Here is an 18,231-nt window from a genome sequence, read left to right as displayed (position 1 = left end):
TGATTCAGCGCCCAATCTCGGCTAATTTCCTTGCGAACGTGCGAGATTCGGACGGTTTGGCACTTAAGGACACAAGATGGCGAGAGCTACCACAAAAAAGACGACTGGCGACAATGAAATTCCGGCCGACGCCGGCGTGAAGAAGACGATTGCCCGCAAGGCCCCTGTGGCCAAGGCCGAAGCGGCCGCCGCGGCGCCCAAGGCGGCTGCCAAAAAGCCGGCGGCCAAGGCTGCGCCGAAGAAGGCCCCGCTGGTCAACGACGTCAAGCCGGCCGTGCTGGAAGTCGCTCCCAAGGCGGTCAAGAAAGCCCCTGCCGTCGTGAAGACCCCGGCGGTCAAGGCGCCCGCCGCGAAGAAGCCGGCCGCCAAGAAGGTCGAAGAGGTGCTGGACGCGGCCAAGGACAAGCTGGACGAAGCCACTGCCGTCGCCGCCGAAAAGTTCGACGAACTGAAGGCCGCTGCCGAGCCCCATATCAAGGAAGCCGGCGAGAAGGTCGAAGCGGCTCTGGATGCGGCCAAGGACAAGGTCGATGAAGCCATAGCCGCGGCCAAGCCGGTGGTCGAGGACATCGCCCGCAAGGCTGACGACGTGATCGACAAGGCCGCCGACAAGGCGCACGAAATCACCGGCAAGGCGGCTGAGGCCACCAAGAAAAAGCCCGGCTTCTGGGCCCGTCTGTTCGGCGCGAAATAAAGCGCTGATCCTGACAGGAATTCGGAGGCGGGCCGCAAGGCCCGCCTTTTTCATACCTCCCTGGCCCGAAGGGACGGGGAGGGGGACCGCACGAGGACGAAGCGTAGCGAAGGACGAGATGTGGTGGTGGGGCGACTTACTTTCAGAAGCGCCGTAAGGAAGTCGCCCCACCACCGCACCTCATTCGTTTCGACCTTAAGGTCTCACTCACTCGAGCGGTCCCCCTCCCCACGCAAGCGCGGGGAGGTATCAGGTAAAGAATGCTGAATACTCTGTTTCGCCCCTTCGAACGGCTGATTGATCCGTTCCGGCCGCATGATGATAAGACCCCGCCGTCGGGGCTGGTGGCCTATGTCTGGAGCTATCTGCGCCAGGTCTGGCCGCTGTTTGCCGCCGTGTTGCTGGTCGGGCTGCTGGCGACCCTGGCCGAAGTCATGGTCTTTCGCTATGTCGCCGACATTATCGATATCCTGACCGCTTCGAAGCCGGGCGAGCTGTGGGCAAAACATGGCGCGACCTTCATCACCATGCTGGTCACGATCGGTGTCGCCTGGCCGATCCTGGTCCTGATCCAGTCATTGCTGCTGCAACAGGGCCTGACCACCCAGTTCCCGGCCCTGATCCGGTGGCAGTCGCACCGCCATATCGTCCGCCAGTCGATCAGCTTTTTCGCCAACGACTTCGCCGGCCGGGTGGCGTCCAAGGTCGCCGATACGGGTTCGGCCGTACGCAACACCCTGATCACCCTGTCCGACACCTTTCTTTATGTTGTCGTCTATTTCTCCAGCGCCCTCTACATGTTCCTGGAGGCCGATGTTCGTCTGGTCATCCCGCTGGTCGTCTGGTGCATGGGTTATGGCCTGATCTGCTGGCGGTTCGTGCCGAAACTGTCCACCGCGTCGGAGGCGGGTTCCGAAGCCCGCTCGGCCCTGGTCGGGCGGCTGGTCGACAGCTACACCAACATCCAGACGGTCAAGCTGTTCGCCGATCCGTCGCGCGAAGAGGCCTATGTCCGCGAGGCCATGGAGATCAACACCGCCAAGTGGCGGGTCCAGCAGCGGCTGATCACCCAACTCGACATCATCGTCAACCTGATGAACGTCACCCTGCTGCTGGCGACCGCGGTGCTGGCCATCTGGCTGTGGAGCCAGGGTGCTATCACCATCGGCGCCATCGCTCTGGCCGGGGCGCTGACCCAGCGCATCCTCAACATGTCGGGCTGGATCATGTTCCAGGTAACCAGCCTGTTCGAAAACATCGGCACCATCCAGAATGGCATCGAGACCATCGCCCAGCCGCACAAGGTGACCGACGCGCTGGACGCCACCGCCTTGCACGTCGACCAAGGCGTGGTGCGGTTTGAGGACGTCCATTTCCATTATGGTGAGGCCGACCGGGCGGCGATCGACGGCATCGACCTGACTATCGCCGCCGGCGAGAAGATCGGTTTGGTCGGACCGTCAGGTGCGGGAAAGTCGACCCTGGTCAATGTTTTTCTGCGCCTGCATGACCTCACTGGCGGGCGGATCACCATCGACGGCCAGGACATCGCGAACGTGACCCAGGACTCCCTGCGTGCCCATATCGGCATGGTGACCCAGGACACCTCGCTGCTGCACCGGTCGATCCGCAGCAATATCGCCTACGGCCGGCCGGGTGCCTCGGACGAAGAGATCATCGAAGCCGCCCGCCGCGCCAGTGCCTGGGAGTTCATTCCGGAGCTGCGCGACAATCGCGGCCGGTCGGGCCTGGATGCCCATGTCGGCGAACGCGGCGTCAAGCTGTCGGGCGGCCAGCGTCAGCGCATCGCCATCGCCCGTGTGTTGCTGAAGAACGCGCCGATCCTGGTGTTGGACGAGGCGACCTCGGCGCTCGATTCCGAGGTCGAAGCGGCCATCCAGGACAGCCTGCTGGAGTTGATGGCGGGCAAAACCGTGATTGCCATCGCCCACCGCCTCAGCACGATCGCGCGGATGGACCGGCTGGTGGTCATGGACGGCGGCCGGATCATCGAGACCGGAAGCCACAATGAACTGATCCACGCCAAAGGGTTATACGCCCGACTTTGGGCGCGCCAGACCGGCGGCTTTTTGGCCGAGATGGCGTGAACACGGACGATTGGTCCGGTGCGGATTCGTCACACCGCGGAATAAACCGGCGGTAGCGCCAACTCGTCCGTTGCGGTCGCAACAAGGTTAATGTTTGTTAATCTTCACAAACGGGCTGGGCGCAGGGGCAGATGGCGACCACGGAAGCAATGGGGCAAAAGGCCCCGGCCGCGGGTAAACCGCGCAACACGGCGGGGCTGGGCGATTTTTCGCGCGCCATCCTGCTGGGGCTGGCCTATGTCGTCATCTCGTACCTGGCCGCCGGACTCGGCGGCAGCGCCGTCGCCGGCAACGACACCGCCTGGCCGGCCTTCTGGTTCCTGCAGATCCTGATCTATGCCGCCCTGTCGGTGATCATCGTCCTGTTCAGCCAGATGATCGACGACCGCGCCACCGATACCGGCCTCGGCGGGCCCGCCGTCTTCCTGATGTCGCTGGGCACCCTGGTCAGTTTCGCCGCCTTCGTCGTCAACGAATTCAAACAGGTGGCCGCCGGCGCCGACCACAACATCGTGCGCGAGGACTATGCCGCCTTCCTGGGCGCGCCCAGCGAAGACCCGTTCGCCTATCTCATCTTCTGTTCGGTGATGATGGCCATCTATGCCGTGGCCGCCGGGATCGTCGTCTGGTCGCTGCTGATCAGCCGCGAGCAGGGCTGGCTGCGCAAGATGATGTCCTTCTTCCGCAAGGTCAGCACCGGCGATCAGCAGAAACACGTCAACCAGCATATCGATGTGAGGGTGCGCGAACTGACGCGGCTGACAGGCCTGCGCGACCGTATCCTGACCGTACAGGCGGATATCGCCGCCGAGACAACGCGGCGCGGCTGGCTGGTGCGGCAATCGGGTGAATTTCATACTCTGCGCCTGCATACCGACTTCAAGGCCGGGCAGGTCGAGGACGCGCCCGATGCCGACACCGCCGCTTTGGCGCGGCCGCACTATGCCGCCGCCCTGGCCGCTGTCGATGCCGGCGTCGCGCAGCTGCACCAGGCCGCGACGACCAGCGCCAGCCGGTTGGATGCCCTCACGCAGGATCTGGCCAATCTGTTCAGCGAGGCCGGATTCGACGCCGTGCCGCCGCTGCAGGCGCGCATCGCCGAACTGGACAGCGAGACCCACAGCCTGCGCAGCCAGCTCAGCGGCGCCCAGGCGGCCGACGGTCTGCTCAGCCTGGCCGACACGCCGGAGAGCGACCATATCCACGGCGTGACCCGCCTGCTGGGTATCGGCATGTTCGTCACCGTCCTGCTGATGACGCTGAACAACTATCTGCTGGCGCCGGAACTGACCGACGAGATCCAGCTCGATCCGTGGACCGTGCTGGCCCTGCTGGGGCTGTTCGTGCTGCAGGCGGTCGCCGCCTATTACGGCCTGACCAGCGCGCGTATGTTCCTGATCAAGCGCCAGATCGCCCGCCGCGCGCGCCAGGAACCTCCTGGACCGACCCTGGCGCAACGGGCCCTGGCCCTGGTGCTGCTGGCCCTGCTGGGGCTGCTGATCTACACCCTGATGCGGCTGTCGGAACCCAGCGTGGCGCGGCCGCTCAAGGCTGTCGACCTGACCTGCCGCGCCTTCGACGATGCCGCCGGCTATCAGACGCCCCAGGGCGTGTGGGTCTATAATTCGGCGGTCAATCTGGAAGCTGATAGCTGCCGCCTGGCCAAGCCGCTGGACCACCAATCCTATGTCGTGGTGGTCGGCGCCGCCTCGCCGGAAGGCGATCCGGCCGAACAGTTCGATTTGGCACGCAGCCGCGCCCAGGTCGTGGCGAAGCAATTGCGCGCCGGCACCGATCCGAAGCAAGTGTCCGTCTTTGTCGTCAATCTCGGCCGGGCCAATCCGGTCGAACTGCCCAAGGATGCCACGCCGGAAGCGAAACAGACAGCCACGCGGATCTGGCGGCCGCTGTTGGTCCTGGCCGGCAATCTGGAGCCGGAAAAGCCGACGGTCAGCCAGCGGCTGAAAGCAGCTTTCGTCCGCAAGCCGGCCGTGCTGCCGCAAACCGGCGAAGTCCGTTCAGTAGTCCGCGGCGTGCTGGGCAAGACCCAGGGCCTCGACCTGAGCGGCTACGACCCGGCGCAATGCCGCATCTACCGCTATGACGGCGAGGGCGCGCTGGCGCAGGAACTGCCCTGTCAATAAATCTTACACCAAGCTGCAATGACTTTGACTCATTCAGCTTGGCAAGGGCGACTGCCCGCCCGAGCTTATGCGAGGAGCCATGCGGCGTTTGAGCTGAAAAAACTAATACCAACCAACACATATGTGTCAGCCTCAAGGTAGGTTGGTATTAGTGGCCTTTACGCTGCGCACCGGAAGGCCGATCGCCTTCGGGGTGGTTTTTCATTGCACTTTAACGGGTCAGGTTCTAGGACGGGCCGGCATTTTCAGTGAGGAGTGGCCCATGTTTGGCTGGGGTAAGAAGGACAAGAAACGTCCGGGCACCGGAGCGAAGTTCGAAACGGTCCAGACCGTCCAGGCCGGCCCTTCGGGCAACGAGCCCCCCTCAACCCCTTCGGAGACCCGTTCCATGTCCAAGACCCGCGTTGAAACCGATACCTTTGGCCCTATCGAAGTGGCCTCCGACCGGTATTGGGGCGCCCAGGCGCAACGCTCGCTCGGCAACTTCAAGATCGGCTGGGAAAAGCAGCCCCTGCCGATCGTCCGCGCGCTGGGCATCGTCAAGCGCGCCGCCGCCGAAACCAACCAGGCCCTGGGCAAGCTGGACGCCAAGGTCGCCGCCGCCGTCATCCAGGCCGCCAATGAAGTCATCGAAGGCAAGCTGGACGATCACTTCCCGCTGGTCGTGTGGCAGACCGGTTCGGGTACGCAATCGAACATGAACGCCAACGAGGTCATCTCGAACCGTGCCATCGAAATCCTGGGCGGCGAGATGGGCAGCAAGAAGCCCGTCCACCCGAATGACCACGTCAACATGTCGCAATCGTCGAACGACACCTATCCGACGGCGATGCACGTGGCCTGCGCCGAAGAGATCGTCCACCGCCTGTTGCCGGCGCTGCAGGTTCTGCGCAACGCTTTGAACGACAAGGCGGAAGCCTGGGCGAACATCATCAAGATCGGCCGCACCCACACCCAGGACGCCACGCCGCTGACGCTGGGTCAGGAGTTTGGGGGCTATACCCAGCAGCTGACCAACGGCATCGAACGCATCCAGCAGACCCTGCCCAAGCTGATGCAATTGGCTCAGGGCGGTACCGCGGTCGGCACCGGCCTGAACGCCCCGATCGGTTTCGCCGAAGGCGTGGCCGAACGCATCGCCGCCATCACTGGCATGGGCTTCACCACGGCGCCGAACAAGTTCGAAGCCCTGGCCGCCCACGACGCCATGGTCTTCAGCCACGGCGCCATCAACACGGTGGCCGCCTCGCTGTTCAAGATCGCCAACGACATCCGATTCCTGGGTTCGGGCCCCCGTTCGGGCCTGGGCGAACTGGCCCTGCCGGAAAACGAGCCGGGCTCGTCGATCATGCCTGGCAAGGTCAATCCGACCCAGTGTGAAGCCATGACCCAGGTCTGCGTCCAGATCTTCGGCAACCATGCCGCCCTGACCTTTGCCGGTTCGCAGGGCCATTTCGAGCTGAACGTGTTCAATCCGGTCATGGCCTATAACTTCCTGCAGTCCGTGCGCCTGCTGTCGGATGCGGCGGTCTCGTTCACCGACAACTGCGTCGTCGGCATCGAGCCGCGCCTGGACAATATCAAGCGCGGCCTGGAAAACTCGCTGATGCTGGTGACGGCGCTGAACGGCCGCCTGGGCTACGACATCTGCGCCAAGATCGCTAAGACGGCCCACAAGAACGGCACCACCCTGCGCGAGGAAACGGTCGGTGGCGGTTACCTGACGAACGAAGAGTTCGATCAGTTCGTCCGTCCGGAAAACATGGTCAAGCCGGGCTAACGGTCCGGCCATTCCCACGGCGGAGGCTCATTGTCTTCGATGCGGGTTTCGCCATTGTGCTTGTAGAGCGCGATCTTTCGTGCTCCCGCGGCTTCTTCGATGGCGGCCACCAGTTCCGGTGCGTGCGATACGACGATCATCTGGCAGCGCTGGGATGCCTTTGCAATCAGTCGGCCTAATGGCGGTAGCAGGCTGGGGTGCAAGCTCATCTCCGGTTCGTTGAGCACCATCAGGGGCGGTGGTCGCGGCGACAGCAGCGCTGCGATCAGCAGCAGATAGCGCAGGGTACCGTCGGAGAGCTCCGCTGTCTGCAAAGGCCGGTTCAGGCCCGGTTGGGCCATGGACAGTTCGAAATAGGCGCCGTTGCTGGATATATCGACGCGGGCGCCCGGAAAGGCGTCCTGCAGCGCGGCATTGAAATCCTCAGGAAAGCCGATTTCGTATATGGTCTGGATCGCCGCCGCCAGATCGTGACCATCGCCGCTGAGTACGGGCGTACGCGTGGCGATTTGAGGCTGGCGCACCGGCGCGTCGCGATCTGTGCGGAAATGGTCGTAAAAGCGCCAGTTGCGCATGAACTCACGCAGCATCAACAGTTCGCGGGCGTTCTGCGGATCGCCGGCATGGGCCATCATGCTGTCAAACGGCGCCAAATCAGTCAGGACGACCTGCCAATTGTGGTTGCCGTCGCGTACCTTGACCATGGGACCGCCGCGCCGGGCCAGTTCGTTACGCGGCCTCAGTACCTGACCGACCCACAGGCTTTCCGTCTTGATGACCGGATCGAGGTTGAACATGGACAGGCCGGGGATCGGCAGGCCCAGGTCGATGGCATAGCCGTAATCGTCGGTGGCGTACCCCAGCCGAATGCTGATCGGACCTTTGCCCGGGCCGGCCCAAAGTGCCGAGTCGATGCCGCCTTCCAGCGCCAGGAGCCGCACCACGCCACCCTGGGCGATCTCAGCCAGCAGGCGCAGGGCGCGATACAGGCTGGACTTGCCGGATCCGTTGGGGCCGGTGACGATGTTGAGGCTCTCCAGCTCCAGCGAAACATCGCGCAGGGAGCGGTATCCGGCCAGGCTGAGCGTTGTGATCATACGCAACCCTAGCGTAAGTCCGCGGGCAAAGAAACAGGCGCGGGAGCATCCCAGGATTTGGGGCTCCGCGCGCCTTGTTTTACGCTTGGGCTTACAGGTGGGGTTAGAAACCGCCGAGGCTGAACAGGGCGATGGCCATGAAGGCGGTGAAGGTCGCCAGGGCGAAGATGGTGGGCATGGTGCGGGTCATGATAAGATTCCTTTGATGATGGGTTGAGGTGAGGGGGATCAGCCGTTCGAAGCGGCGGCTTCGACGGTGGCCAGGCTGCTTTGGAGGGTGTTGGCCGGGCCGGTGGCGGTGACCAGCGAAACGACCATGAACAGGGTCAGGGCGAAGAGGGCGGAAGCGGTAGCGACGGGGGTGGACATTGGCTTAACTCCTTGTGAAGCACGTTGCTGATGTCCGTGATATGCGCCCCCGGCGTGCATAGTTCAAATTAATACCAAGTCATGAACTCGATTTAATTATTACGCAAAATCAATGAGTTATAATTACAAAATTGTAAGAATGGCGCGTTATTGTGCGCTGCGCATAAATCTGAGCGTGTGCATGTACGCCGTCGGAAATTTTCTCGGAACGGTGTTCTTATTTCGGAAATTTTGGATGTGACAGGGCGTCGCAGGCCGTGCGGCTTCAGGCAATCCAGCCGGTCGCCGGCTTGATACCAGCCGAGTCCGGGAAGATATCGCTCGCCAGAACGCTCGGCGACAGATCGTACAGCTCCGTCAGGGTGCCCTTGATGACCGCGCGCAGGTCGGTCGTCGGCATTAGGTCGCGGCCTTCGTACAGCTGCGCCTTACCCAGGCCGGGCCAGTCGGCGATCACCCGGCCGCCCTTGACCCCGCCGCCGACCAGATAGGCCGCCGTCGCCTGACCGTGGTCGGTGCCCTGGGTGCCGTTGATGGCCGCTGTGCGGCCGAACTCGGTCGCCACCAGGATCACCGTGTCGCGCCATTTCGGGCCGAGTTCGGTCTCGAACGCGGCCAGGGCGCCGTCCAGATCAGCCAACAGTTCGGCCAATTTCTTCGCTTCGCGCGTATGGGTGTCCCAGCCGTTGAAGGCCAGGGCCGCCACGCGCGGGCCGTCGTCGCGCGCCAGCAACCGCGCCGCGCCGCTCGCCATGGCCGTCATCGGGTATTTGCCCGGTACTTCGCCGGTGGTTTCGCCGGCCAGCCGGTCGGTCGCCAGGGCGGTGTCGAAGGCCCGCGCCAGGGCCGGATCGGAGTCCTGGTACATAGCCAGGATACGCGGCGGCAAGTTATCGTCCCGCAGGTTCAAGGACGACGGCGCCCAGCCCATGACCTCGGCCGAGCCGCGCATGACCAGCGGCGGCACGGTCCCGACAGCCAGGCCGCTGCCACCGGCGCGCTGGGCGGCGGGGAGGGCCTTCAGCAGCCGGTTCAGCCAGCCGGTCTTGGTATAGCCCGGTGTCGCATAGCCCGACTCGAGCACGTCCTGGCCATCGAAGTGCGACCGGGCGCGGTAGGGCGTGGCGCTGGCATGGACGATGGTGGCCTGGCCGGCCTTGTAATATCGCTCGAGGTTGGGCAGCGACGGGTGCAGGGCGAACAGGCCATCCAGCTTCAGCGGAGAGGTGATGGCGAAGGCCTGGCGCAGGCGCGCATAGTCCGGATCGCCGACCGGCGGCACAGCGGTCAGGCCATCCAGGGCGCCGCGCAGGATGATCGTGACGAAGCGCGGATCGCGCGCCCCGGCGGCCGAGGCGATGCGCGGAATAAAGGCGCCGAAGGCGGCGGTGCCGGTGACGCCCAGGAAATGGCGGCGGTTCATCATGGTCAGCGCCTCACGAATTCAGGAGCCATGAAGGCCAGGCTGATACCCTGGCGCAGGGTGTCGGCGCGCTCGATGGCGGCCAGGGTCCCGTCGCTGAGGCGTGGTCCCAATATGGCCGGGGCGAATTCGCGCGGATCGGTGTCGCGCGCCGTCTTGGCGGCGACCAGGGCGGCCACCTCCATGCGCGCGCTCAGGCCCTCCGGCGTCAGCCAGGCGGCGTTGACGTCGGGAAAGCCGTTCGGTCCGGGCGGTTTCCACTGCGGCTGGCCCATGGCCGTCAGGGTGCGCTTGATCAGGCCGGGCGCCAACTGCGTGTCGGTGGCGCGCAACATGGCGATCAGGTGCTCTTGAGGCGTGCGCAGCTTGGCCGGCGCCGGTGACCAGGATTCTTCGGACTCAATCAGGGTAGCATAGACGGCCTGAAGGTCGCCGCCGGTGTCCAGCCAGGTACTGCTCAGCCGGTCGACCAGGGTTTTCGGCGGCGTATCGGAGACGAAGTGCCGCGCCAGCTTGGTCGACAGGTGTTTCGCCGTCGCCGGGTGATTGGACAGGGACACCAGGATATCGGCCGCCTGGAAGAAGCCATCCGCGTGGTAGTCTTCGCCCAGAATGGTCTTTTCGCCGGGCTCGTGCTGGTTGCCGCGGAAGGTAAAGCCGCCGACCGGACCGTCACGGCCGGACTGTTTGTTGGCCGTCCATCCGGTCAGTGCCTTGGCGAAGGCGGTGACATCGGCCTGGCTGTAGCCGGAATCGACACCCAGGGTGTGCAGTTCCAGGATCTCGCGCGCCAGGTTTTCGTTGATGTCGCGCCCCAGGCGCTGGCCGGTCTTCGAATTGGGCCCGGTCGAGGTGACGTTGTCGAGGTAGTACAACATGGTCGGGTGGGTTTCGACCGCCAGCAGCATGTCGGTGAACCGGCCGAATACATAGGGCCGGATGGCTTCGCGTTCATAGGCGCCGGTAGAGATATGGACCGCGGCGCCCTTATCCAGGCTGACGGCGAAATGGTTCATCCAGAACATGACCAGGCGCTCGCCGAAACCGACCGGCGCGGTCAGGTAGATGTCGTGATAGCGGGCGGTCAGTTCGGCATCCAGAGCGGCGCCGATCGGAGACTGCGTTTTGGTTTCACCCGGTTTCAGCCGCGTCTGGAAGAAGGCGGCGGCCTCGGAGATCAGGGTTTCGGAGGCGGACAGCCGGCCATTGCCCGGAGCCGCCACGCGCCCGCGGTCGATTTCGTCGAAGATCAGGTCGCGCGCCGGCCGCGGCAGGGCTTCCAGCCCGGCGGCCGTGCTGCCCAATCCAAAACGCGATAACGCCAATGCCGACTCGAAATCCACAGAACCACGCCTAACGCCAAAAAACTGACTTCTCGGTTCGAAGCCTAGCGTGTCCTTGAGACGAAAATGGGGCTCTGGCATGGCAGCTTCCCTTTAAACCGCCCTTATCTTAAAACGCTTCCGAACAAATGTCTCCGTCGCCGCTGAACCAGGCGCGTTTCATACCCTGGGACCGGAAGGGCACGCTGACATGGCCCACGGCATTGACGGCGATCAGGCCGCCTTCGCCGCCCATGCCGGCGATTTGGCCCAGAACGGCGTCGGCGGCGTCGTCCAGCGGTTCGCCGGCCATGTGGCGGAAGGCGAGTTGCGCGGCGGCATTGATCCGGATGAAGTATTCGCCCTGGCCGGTGCAGGAGACCGCGGTCTGCAGGTCGGCCCAGGTGCCGGCGCCGATCAGCGGCGTGTCGCCGACCCGGCCGGGGAGCTTGCCGAAGACGCCGGCGGTCGAGGTCGCTGCCGCCAGCTCGCCATACGAATCGAGACAGACACAGCCGACCGTGCCATGGCTCAGCGTTCCCGGTGGGTGGTTGGATTCACCACGGCCGGCGCGGGTGAACCAGGCCGTGCCGTCGGGCAGGCGTGCCATGCCCTGATCGTCGGCAAACCGGGCGGCACCTTCGCCGGCCAGCATGACATGCGGCGTCTTTTCCAGCACGGCGCGGGCGACGCGGATAGGGTTCTGGAAGTTCTGTAACGCGGCGACAGCGCCGCAGGCCTGGTCGGCGCCGCGCATCAGGCTGGCGTCCAGCTCATACTGGCCGGCGGCATTGGGCGAGGCGCCGCGTCCGGCGACATAGAGGCCGGAATCCTCCAGCGCGACGACGGCTTCGGTAACGACGTCGAAGGCGCGGCCCCCTCTGCGCAGGGCGTCGCGGGCGGTCGTGGCGACTTCGCGCATATGGTCGATTTCGGCGGAATAGTCGCGGCCGTGGCGGGCGCCGGCGCCGCCGTGCAGGGCTAGGGCGATCATGCGCGCCTCCGTTTCATCCGTAACCGATTATGCGGCCAAGCTATGCGGCATGCCGGATAAGGAAGCAAGGGGACTTAAACCGACCTTAGCGACTTGACCAGGTTGAAGGTCATGGTCTTGGCCTGTTCGTCGTGGCCTTCCTGGGCCAGGCCGTACAGGGTCTGCATGATCTCGTCGCCGACGGCGTCGACATGGGCCTGGTTGACCACCTCGTAGATGCCCGGCTGGACCTGTTCGCGAATCTCGTTGTCGTCGACAAGGGCCTCGGTGATCTTTTCCCCCTCGCGCAGGCCGGTGAAGGTGATCTTGATGTCCTTGTCCGGTGTGAGGCCGTACAGTTTGATCATTCGGGTTGCCAGATCCATGATCTTGATCGGCGTCCCCATCTCCAGGATATATAGTCCGGACTTATGATCGGGCGTCTGGGCATTGTACATGGCTGAGGTCAGGACCAACTGGACCGCCTCGAAAATCGTCATGAAGTAGCGCTCGACATCCTTGTCGGTCAGTGTGATCGGTCCGCCGCGCTGGATCTGCGAGGTAAACAGCGGCACCACCGAGCCCGTCGAGCCCAGCACATTGCCGAAGCGGACGACACAGGCCTGATGGGTATCGGAAATCTGGGTGCGGATCAGATGTTCGGCCAGGCGCTTAGTGGCGCCCATCAGCGACGACGGCGCCACGGCCTTGTCCGACGAGATCAGCACCAGCTGCTTGACGCCGGCGGCCTTGGCGGCGTCGATGACGTACTGTGTCCCCAGGACGTTGGTCAGCACGGCTTCGCACGGATTGAGCTCGACCATCGGCACGTGCTTCAGCGCGGCGGCGTGGAAGATAAAGTCCGGCTTGGCCTCGGCGACGACCGCGGCGAAACGCTCCTTGCGCCGGATCGAACATAGGACCGGCCGCGCCGTAACATTGGGGAAGTCGCTGCGGATGGCGCGCTCGATCTCATACAGCGCCAGTTCCGAGTGATCGACCAGGGTGACGTGGCCGGCCCCCAGGGACAGAGCCTGCTTGCAGATTTCCGAGCCGATCGAACCGCCGGCGCCGGTGACCAGAATGCGCTTGCCGGTATAGAAGGCCTTCAGACGCTCGGTATCGAGATAGACCTGCGGCCGATGCAACAGCACCTTGAACGACGCCGGGTCCGACGGTTCGGGCAGGGGGAGGGTGTTGGATTTCTTGCCGAAGAGCCGGGCCAGGAATCGCAGAAGCCGGTAATTGGAGAGACTCATGTAGACCCGGAGGAAAGGCTTGGCTTGATCGAGGGGTATTGAACCGGTTATGGGGCCTTTATCAAGCAGTTATGCGGCGTTTGGCTATAGAATTTTGCCGGCGGTTGACGCAAGGTCCGTTTGATCAAGCGTTGGCGCGAGGAAATATGGCGCAGGTTCAGGTTCTTTTTTTCGGCCGTATGGCAGATATTACCGGCATGCGAAAGACCGTACGCGACGCCGACAGCCTGGTTGGCCTGCGTGACTCGCTTTTCGCCGGGGATGCGGCGGCTGTGCGAATGAGCGTCAACCAGGTTCAGGTCTTTAGCGACCAGACCCTGGCCGATGGCGACGAGGTGGCGTTTTTTTCGGTCTTTTCGGGAGGTTAGGGTGCGGATTCAACTTCTGGAACAGCCACTTAATGCCGCCGCTGCCCATGGCGAGTTCCTGGTGGAACACGGCCACTATGGCGCAGTGGCCGCCTTTACCGGCGTGGTGAGGTCCGAAGCGGGCGGGGTCGATTACCTTTATCTCGACTGGTATCCCGGCATGACAGAGGCATCGATCCGCGCCATCGCCGATGCTGCCAAGGCACGATTCGACATCCGGGCGGTGGCGGTGCTGCATCGCTGCGGCCGGGTCGAGGCCGGGGAACCGGTGGTCTTCGTGGCGGCGGCCTCCGAGCACCGGCGCGCGGCCTTCGAAGCGGTGGACTATATGATGGACCGGCTGAAGTCCGAGGCGGCCTTGTGGAAACGCGAGGTCGGCGACGGCCTCGACCGCTGGATCGAGCCGCGGCCCGAGGATGCGGCAAGCTTGAAGAGGTGGTCATGAGCGATCTGTCGCATATCGATGCCGCCGGCCGGGCGCGCATGGTCGATGTTTCGGATAAGCCGGTGACGGCACGCACGGCGCGGGCCGTGGGCCGGCTGATCTGCGCCGCGGCGACGCTGGACCTGGTGCGCGAAGGCAAGGCCCCCAAGGGCGCGGTGGTATCGACGGCGGAACTGGCCGGGGTGATGGCGGCCAAGAAAACGGCGGACCTGATCCCGCTGTGTCATCCGCTGGCGTTAAGCAAGGTCAAGGTCGAGATCGTCGAAGACAGTGCATTGCCGGGCTTTGCGATTTCGGCCGAGGTCAGGACGACCGGCCAGACCGGGGTTGAGATGGAAGCCCTGACTGCCGTGAGTGTTGCGGCGCTGACGCTGTACGACATGTTGAAAGCGGTCGATAAGGCCATGCGGATCGAAGGCGTTGAAGTCGTGGCCAAGATCGGTGGCAAGGCGGACTTCGGAGCGCTCTAAGGATTTGAACCATAAAAAAAGACCGCGGGAGTTGGAGCCCCGCGGCCTGATGGGAAAAAGACTATTCAGGTAATGACTTAAAAGAACATTGCCACTCTTGTCATGTCGGTGGTTCAAGACAACCCCCTGTTCGCGGGGGTTGCCAGTTTAAAAGACGCGTGCGGATACCCCCAGCCATATCCGGCGGCCCGGCTGGCCGTAGAAACTGGCCGTTTCATAGCGCGCATCGCCGGCATTTTCGATCCGGCCATACACCCGCACGCGGTCGTTCACATTGTAGGACGCCCTCAGGTCTACCAGGTCATAGGCCTGCAGCACGCGCGTATTCGACGCGTTGTCGAAGCTGTCGCCGACATGGCGCAGGCCGAGTCCCAGCGACACCTTTTCCGTTACCCGATAGTCGACATCCAGGCTGCCCAGTTGCTCAGGCGCGCGCGGCAGGGCCTTGCCGGTCAGGCCGGCGGACTCGTTGCGCGTGTCGAGGAAGCTGTAGTCGCCGCGGATCGTCCAGGCACCGATCGCATAGGCGCCGGTCAGCTCGACGCCGCTGGCTTTCGACCGGTCGATATTGCCGTAGCAGCCATAAAGCTGGGCCGGCTGGCAGCCGTCATAGCCGAAGTTGATCAGGTCGCGCACCGTGCGGGTAAAGACGGTGACGCCGATCCGGCCATCAGCGAGCACGTAGTCGGCGCCGGCGTCGATAGTGACGCCGTTTTCCGGCACAAGGCCGGCCGAGCCGTAGTCGCTGTAGAGCTGATAGAGGCTCGGCACCTTGACGCCGGTGCCGGCGCTGGCGTGCAGGCGGAACGGTCCGACCGGGGCGCTGACGGAGGCCTGGACGATGTCCAGCGCGCCGAAGCTGGAGCTGTCATCGTGGCGGGCGCTGACGGCCAGGGTGGCCGGGCCGACATCCTGGGTGAGCTGGCCGTAGACGCTGGCGGTGTTGACCGAGACGCTCAGCGGCGTCGGGTTGGGATCCCACGGCGCCGGGCTGGCGATGCGCATGGTGTCGCGTTCGTACGACACGCCGCCCAGCAGACGGGTGGCGTCGCTCACGTGGTACAGGATGTGGTAGTCGGCTGACTGGATGCCGCCGCGGGCGACGAATTCCGAACCGTCGCTGAAAAAGTCGTGGCGATCGGCTTGGCTTTCGCTGAACGACAGGACCTGTTCGCCCTTGTCGAAGCGGTGTTCCAGGGCGACAGCGCTCAGGCGGGTCGCGGTGCGGCCGAACTCGCCGGTATCAGCAAAGGCATAGAGCGGCGCCGGATAGCCGTCATAGTCGTTGCGGCTGCGGCTGTAGGTGGTGAAGGCGCGCAGAGTGACCGAGTCGGTGACCGCCAGACTGCCCCTGGCCGCCAGGCTGGTCTGGGTGAAGGCGTCGGCTTCGCTGCCGCCGGCGAAGGTCGAAACGCCGTCGTCGCTAACCGAACTGCCGAACAGCCGCCAGGTGAAACGGTCTGTCTTGCCGCCCACGGCGGTGCGGGCGGAACCGTATTCGTCATAGCCTTCGAACGCGGCGGTGGCTTCGAGCGGGGCATGGCTGTCGCGGCTGGTGATGCTCACCACGCCGCCCAGGGCGCCCGAACCCCAGAGGGTGGACAGGGGGCCGCGCAGGACTTCGATGCGACCGGCGTCGTCGGCGGCGATCAGGCCCAGATTGGCGCCGCCGCCGACCTGGGACGGGTCGTTCAGCCGGATGCCATCCAGCAGGTACAGGGTATGGTCGGCGCCGGCGCCGCGAATCGAGGCGCTGGCGGCCGCGCCCGGGGGACCGTTGCGGGTGACGACCAGGCTGGGCGTGTGGGTCAGCAGGTCGGCAAGATAGACCGACTGATAGGTATCGATATCGGTCTGGTCGAGGACGGCAACGGCCTGGCCGACCTTGGAGGCGGGCAGGGGCTGGCGCGTGACGGAAATGATGACGTCTTCGTCTTGAGCGAAGGCGGCCGGAGCCAGGGCCGCGACGGCGGCGGAGAGGAGGAGGGGGCGCTTGATCATTCTAAGCGGTCTTTCAGTCAGGGACGAAAGCCGTCGTGTGCGAACACGGCGGCTGACAAACACATCGTCTCTCAAGGGGATTCCCGAGCTCGTCCCGCTGGTCCCGGCGGTAACAAAGGACGACAGCCGCGGGCAGGTCTCCTGACTTGCGCCTCGAACGCGGTCCGCGCCTTCCCGGTTTGGTGGCGATGCGGACAGCTCGGCGCTTACAGTTGCGGGCACAGTCCGGGGTTTACACCCGGTTCCCTATTCTCTCCCGCCGTGACGGGAGCACCTTCGGCACGCGGCGGCGATAGAGGAGGGGAGGCATAGCGTCAAGGGCGCCGCTGGAAAATCAAAGATCTGATGCAGGTATGTGACGCGGCAAATCCATGGCATCATGGAGAATGCGGAGAATTTCAATGACCTGATCATCAAGAACCCGGCAGCATATCAAATGCCGGGCCGGTATGCCGCGCCGCGCAACGCGATACACAAACACATCCGGACGAATGTCGGAATGCTCTATCCGACCCTGAATATCGGTGCCGTCTTCCAATGCCCTCAAGGCAGCCAGGAGATGATCTTCGTAAACGTCTGCCTGGCGAGGGCCGAACCGTTCGGCTGTCGAGTCAAGAATATTGAGAAAGTCGGATTCGGCCCGTGCAGTCAGCCTGATTTGCCATTGCCTGTGTGTCACCTGGGCTCTGCCCGACGGGCTTTAAGATAGGCTGACAATTCGGTGCCGCTGGCGAATTCACGGAACCGGCCGGCTTCGATGTCCGCAATGCCGACATCCACGGCAGAACGCAGGGCTTCGAGCCTGGCGGTCATTTCGGCGTCGCGCGCTTCCATAAGCCGAAGTCCCTCGCGGATAACTTCACTGGCGTTCTGATAGCGGCCGCTCGTGACATAGTCGGCGACAAGGTCATCATAGTGGGGCGTCAGGTTGATATTGCGCGTTGGCATGGGTATCTCATTGGCAATAATTGCCAATTGCTAGCAGGTGTCAGCCTCTTCCGCAACAAAATCCACTGGTATTGCGGCGGGAACGTGCTATCCCGCGTGCGAGCCAACTGAAGCAAGGCGTGTAATATGACAGGCGAGCAGGTCAACCCCATCCCCAACATCCTGACCATGATCCGGCTGGTGGCCGGCATCATCATGTTCTGCCTGCTGGCGGCTTCGGCGGGAGGCATTCCCTTTCTTGCCGTCAATTCGGTCGCAATGGAACCGTTCCAGCGTTGGGGCTTCTACGTTTTCGTCATCGCCGCGTTCACCGACCTGTTCGACGGCATCCTGGCGCGCAAGCTGAACGCGGAAAGCCAGTGGGGCGCCATTCTCGACCCGATCGCCGACAAAATTCTCGTCTGCGGCACCATTCTGGGCCTGTTCACCATCAATACCGGCGATCCTTATTTCGCCCTGCCGGCAGCCTTTATTCTGTTCCGCGAATTCGCCGTCAGCGCCCTGCGCGAAACGGCGGCGGGCAAGGGCGTCAAGGTTCCCGTCACTTTCCTCGGCAAGGCGAAGACCACCATCCAGCTCGTCGCACTGGGCGCCATGCTGCTGGCGCAGAGCTGGGCCGCCTTCAACCTGCCACTGGACTGGACGGATGAGGCCTATATGATTTCCTACGGTCTGTTGCTGATTGCCATGGTCGTGACCCTCTGGTCCGGTCTGGCTTATTTCATTGCGGCGAAAAAAGAACTGTAATCGCCGCAAATTCTCAGATTCCACAGTCTCTTATCGAAACCCGCTGTCCGACACTGCGGGTTTTGACAAGGGGCAGCTATGGT

17 protein-coding genes and 1 riboswitch are annotated in these 18,231 nt (G+C 63.8%); of the genes, 8 read left to right on the top strand and 9 right to left on the bottom strand.

Annotated elements, in window-relative coordinates:
* Positions 1-76 precede the first annotated feature (76 nt).
* From ABAC460_RS49990 to fumC, 4 genes are all read left to right on the top strand, one after another.
* Positions 77-694: a hypothetical protein gene (locus tag ABAC460_RS49990; RefSeq protein ID WP_023455228.1), complete on the top strand. Its 618-nt coding sequence runs from the start codon at positions 77-79 to the stop codon at positions 692-694.
* A gap of 260 nt (positions 695-954) precedes the next feature.
* Complete coding sequence (locus ABAC460_RS43960) at positions 955-2,802, top strand: ABC transporter ATP-binding protein (RefSeq protein WP_023455227.1); 1,848 nt, start codon at positions 955-957, stop codon at positions 2,800-2,802.
* A 131-nt stretch (positions 2,803-2,933) separates the two neighbouring features.
* Positions 2,934-4,946 (top strand): OmpA family protein, encoded by a 2,013-nt coding sequence (locus tag ABAC460_RS43955; RefSeq protein ID WP_155914732.1) that lies wholly within the window; start codon positions 2,934-2,936, stop codon positions 4,944-4,946.
* A 388-nt stretch (positions 4,947-5,334) separates the two neighbouring features.
* Positions 5,335-6,726 carry a class II fumarate hydratase gene (gene fumC, locus ABAC460_RS43950; protein WP_031237379.1) on the top strand — a complete coding sequence of 464 codons (1,392 nt, stop codon included), beginning with the start codon at positions 5,335-5,337 and terminating at the stop codon, positions 6,724-6,726.
* Here fumC and ABAC460_RS43945 read toward each other — a convergent pair.
* From ABAC460_RS43945 to ABAC460_RS43925, 6 genes are all read right to left on the bottom strand, one after another.
* The gene (locus ABAC460_RS43945; RefSeq protein WP_023455224.1) at positions 6,723-7,823 is read right to left on the bottom strand and encodes an AAA family ATPase; all 1,101 of its coding nucleotides are present in this window, start codon (positions 7,821-7,823) and stop codon (positions 6,723-6,725) included. The two genes, fumC and ABAC460_RS43945, sit on opposite strands and share 4 nt — an antisense overlap.
* Before the next feature lie 228 nt (positions 7,824-8,051).
* Positions 8,052-8,192 carry a hypothetical protein gene (locus ABAC460_RS49985; RefSeq protein ID WP_023455223.1) on the bottom strand — a complete coding sequence of 47 codons (141 nt, stop codon included), beginning with the start codon at positions 8,190-8,192 and terminating at the stop codon, positions 8,052-8,054.
* Between the two features lie 265 nt (positions 8,193-8,457).
* Positions 8,458-9,618, bottom strand: a complete 1,161-nt coding sequence (locus tag ABAC460_RS43940) for a DUF1501 domain-containing protein (protein ID WP_023455222.1) — start codon at positions 9,616-9,618, stop codon at positions 8,458-8,460.
* 2 nt (positions 9,619-9,620) lie between these two features.
* Entirely contained in the window at positions 9,621-10,958 is a 1,338-nt protein-coding gene (locus ABAC460_RS43935; RefSeq protein WP_031237378.1) for a DUF1800 domain-containing protein, read from the bottom strand.
* A gap of 109 nt (positions 10,959-11,067) precedes the next feature.
* Positions 11,068-11,931 carry an isoaspartyl peptidase/L-asparaginase family protein gene (locus ABAC460_RS43930; RefSeq protein ID WP_023455220.1) on the bottom strand — a complete coding sequence of 288 codons (864 nt, stop codon included), beginning with the start codon at positions 11,929-11,931 and terminating at the stop codon, positions 11,068-11,070.
* A 74-nt stretch (positions 11,932-12,005) separates the two neighbouring features.
* Complete coding sequence (locus ABAC460_RS43925) at positions 12,006-13,169, bottom strand: polysaccharide biosynthesis protein (RefSeq protein WP_023455219.1); 1,164 nt, start codon at positions 13,167-13,169, stop codon at positions 12,006-12,008.
* A 71-nt stretch (positions 13,170-13,240) separates the two neighbouring features.
* On the opposite strand from ABAC460_RS43925, the gene ABAC460_RS43920 reads away from it, so the two are divergent.
* From ABAC460_RS43920 to moaC, 3 genes are read left to right on the top strand one after another with little or no spacing between them, the layout of a single operon-like run.
* Entirely contained in the window at positions 13,241-13,537 is a 297-nt protein-coding gene (locus ABAC460_RS43920) for a MoaD/ThiS family protein (protein WP_369794133.1), read from the top strand.
* Between the two features lies 1 nt (position 13,538).
* On the top strand, positions 13,539-13,982 hold the full coding sequence (locus ABAC460_RS43915) for a molybdenum cofactor biosynthesis protein MoaE (RefSeq protein ID WP_023455217.1): 444 nt from the start codon (positions 13,539-13,541) through the stop codon (positions 13,980-13,982).
* The gene (moaC, locus tag ABAC460_RS43910; protein ID WP_023455216.1) at positions 13,979-14,452 is read left to right on the top strand and encodes a cyclic pyranopterin monophosphate synthase MoaC; all 474 of its coding nucleotides are present in this window, start codon (positions 13,979-13,981) and stop codon (positions 14,450-14,452) included. The genes ABAC460_RS43915 and moaC overlap by 4 nt, the downstream gene beginning before the upstream one ends.
* A 147-nt stretch (positions 14,453-14,599) precedes the next feature.
* On the opposite strand, the gene ABAC460_RS43905 is transcribed toward moaC, so the two are convergent.
* The 3 genes from ABAC460_RS43905 to ABAC460_RS43895 form a co-directional block, all read right to left on the bottom strand.
* Entirely contained in the window at positions 14,600-16,453 is a 1,854-nt protein-coding gene (locus tag ABAC460_RS43905; RefSeq protein WP_023455215.1) for a TonB-dependent receptor domain-containing protein, read from the bottom strand.
* Between the two features lie 114 nt (positions 16,454-16,567).
* Positions 16,568-16,746: riboswitch (cobalamin riboswitch) on the bottom strand.
* A 41-nt stretch (positions 16,747-16,787) separates the two neighbouring features.
* Positions 16,788-17,132, bottom strand: a complete 345-nt coding sequence (locus ABAC460_RS43900; protein ID WP_023455214.1) for a type II toxin-antitoxin system RelE/ParE family toxin — start codon at positions 17,130-17,132, stop codon at positions 16,788-16,790.
* On the bottom strand, positions 17,129-17,401 hold the full coding sequence (locus ABAC460_RS43895; protein ID WP_023455213.1) for a type II toxin-antitoxin system ParD family antitoxin: 273 nt from the start codon (positions 17,399-17,401) through the stop codon (positions 17,129-17,131). The genes ABAC460_RS43900 and ABAC460_RS43895 overlap by 4 nt, the downstream gene beginning before the upstream one ends.
* A 126-nt stretch (positions 17,402-17,527) precedes the next feature.
* Here ABAC460_RS43895 and pgsA point away from each other — a divergent pair, with 126 nt between their 5' ends.
* A complete protein-coding gene (pgsA, locus tag ABAC460_RS43890; RefSeq protein WP_023455212.1) occupies positions 17,528-18,148 on the top strand; it encodes a CDP-diacylglycerol--glycerol-3-phosphate 3-phosphatidyltransferase in 621 nt (206 codons plus the stop codon).
* Positions 18,149-18,231: the final 83 nt, after the last annotated feature.

Origin of the sequence: Asticcacaulis sp. AC460 (assembly GCF_000495795.1) — a bacterium.
Taxonomy (GTDB): domain Bacteria; phylum Pseudomonadota; class Alphaproteobacteria; order Caulobacterales; family Caulobacteraceae; genus Asticcacaulis.
Note: the sequence above shows the minus strand (reverse complement) of the source record. Positions and strands in the feature narration are given on the sequence as shown.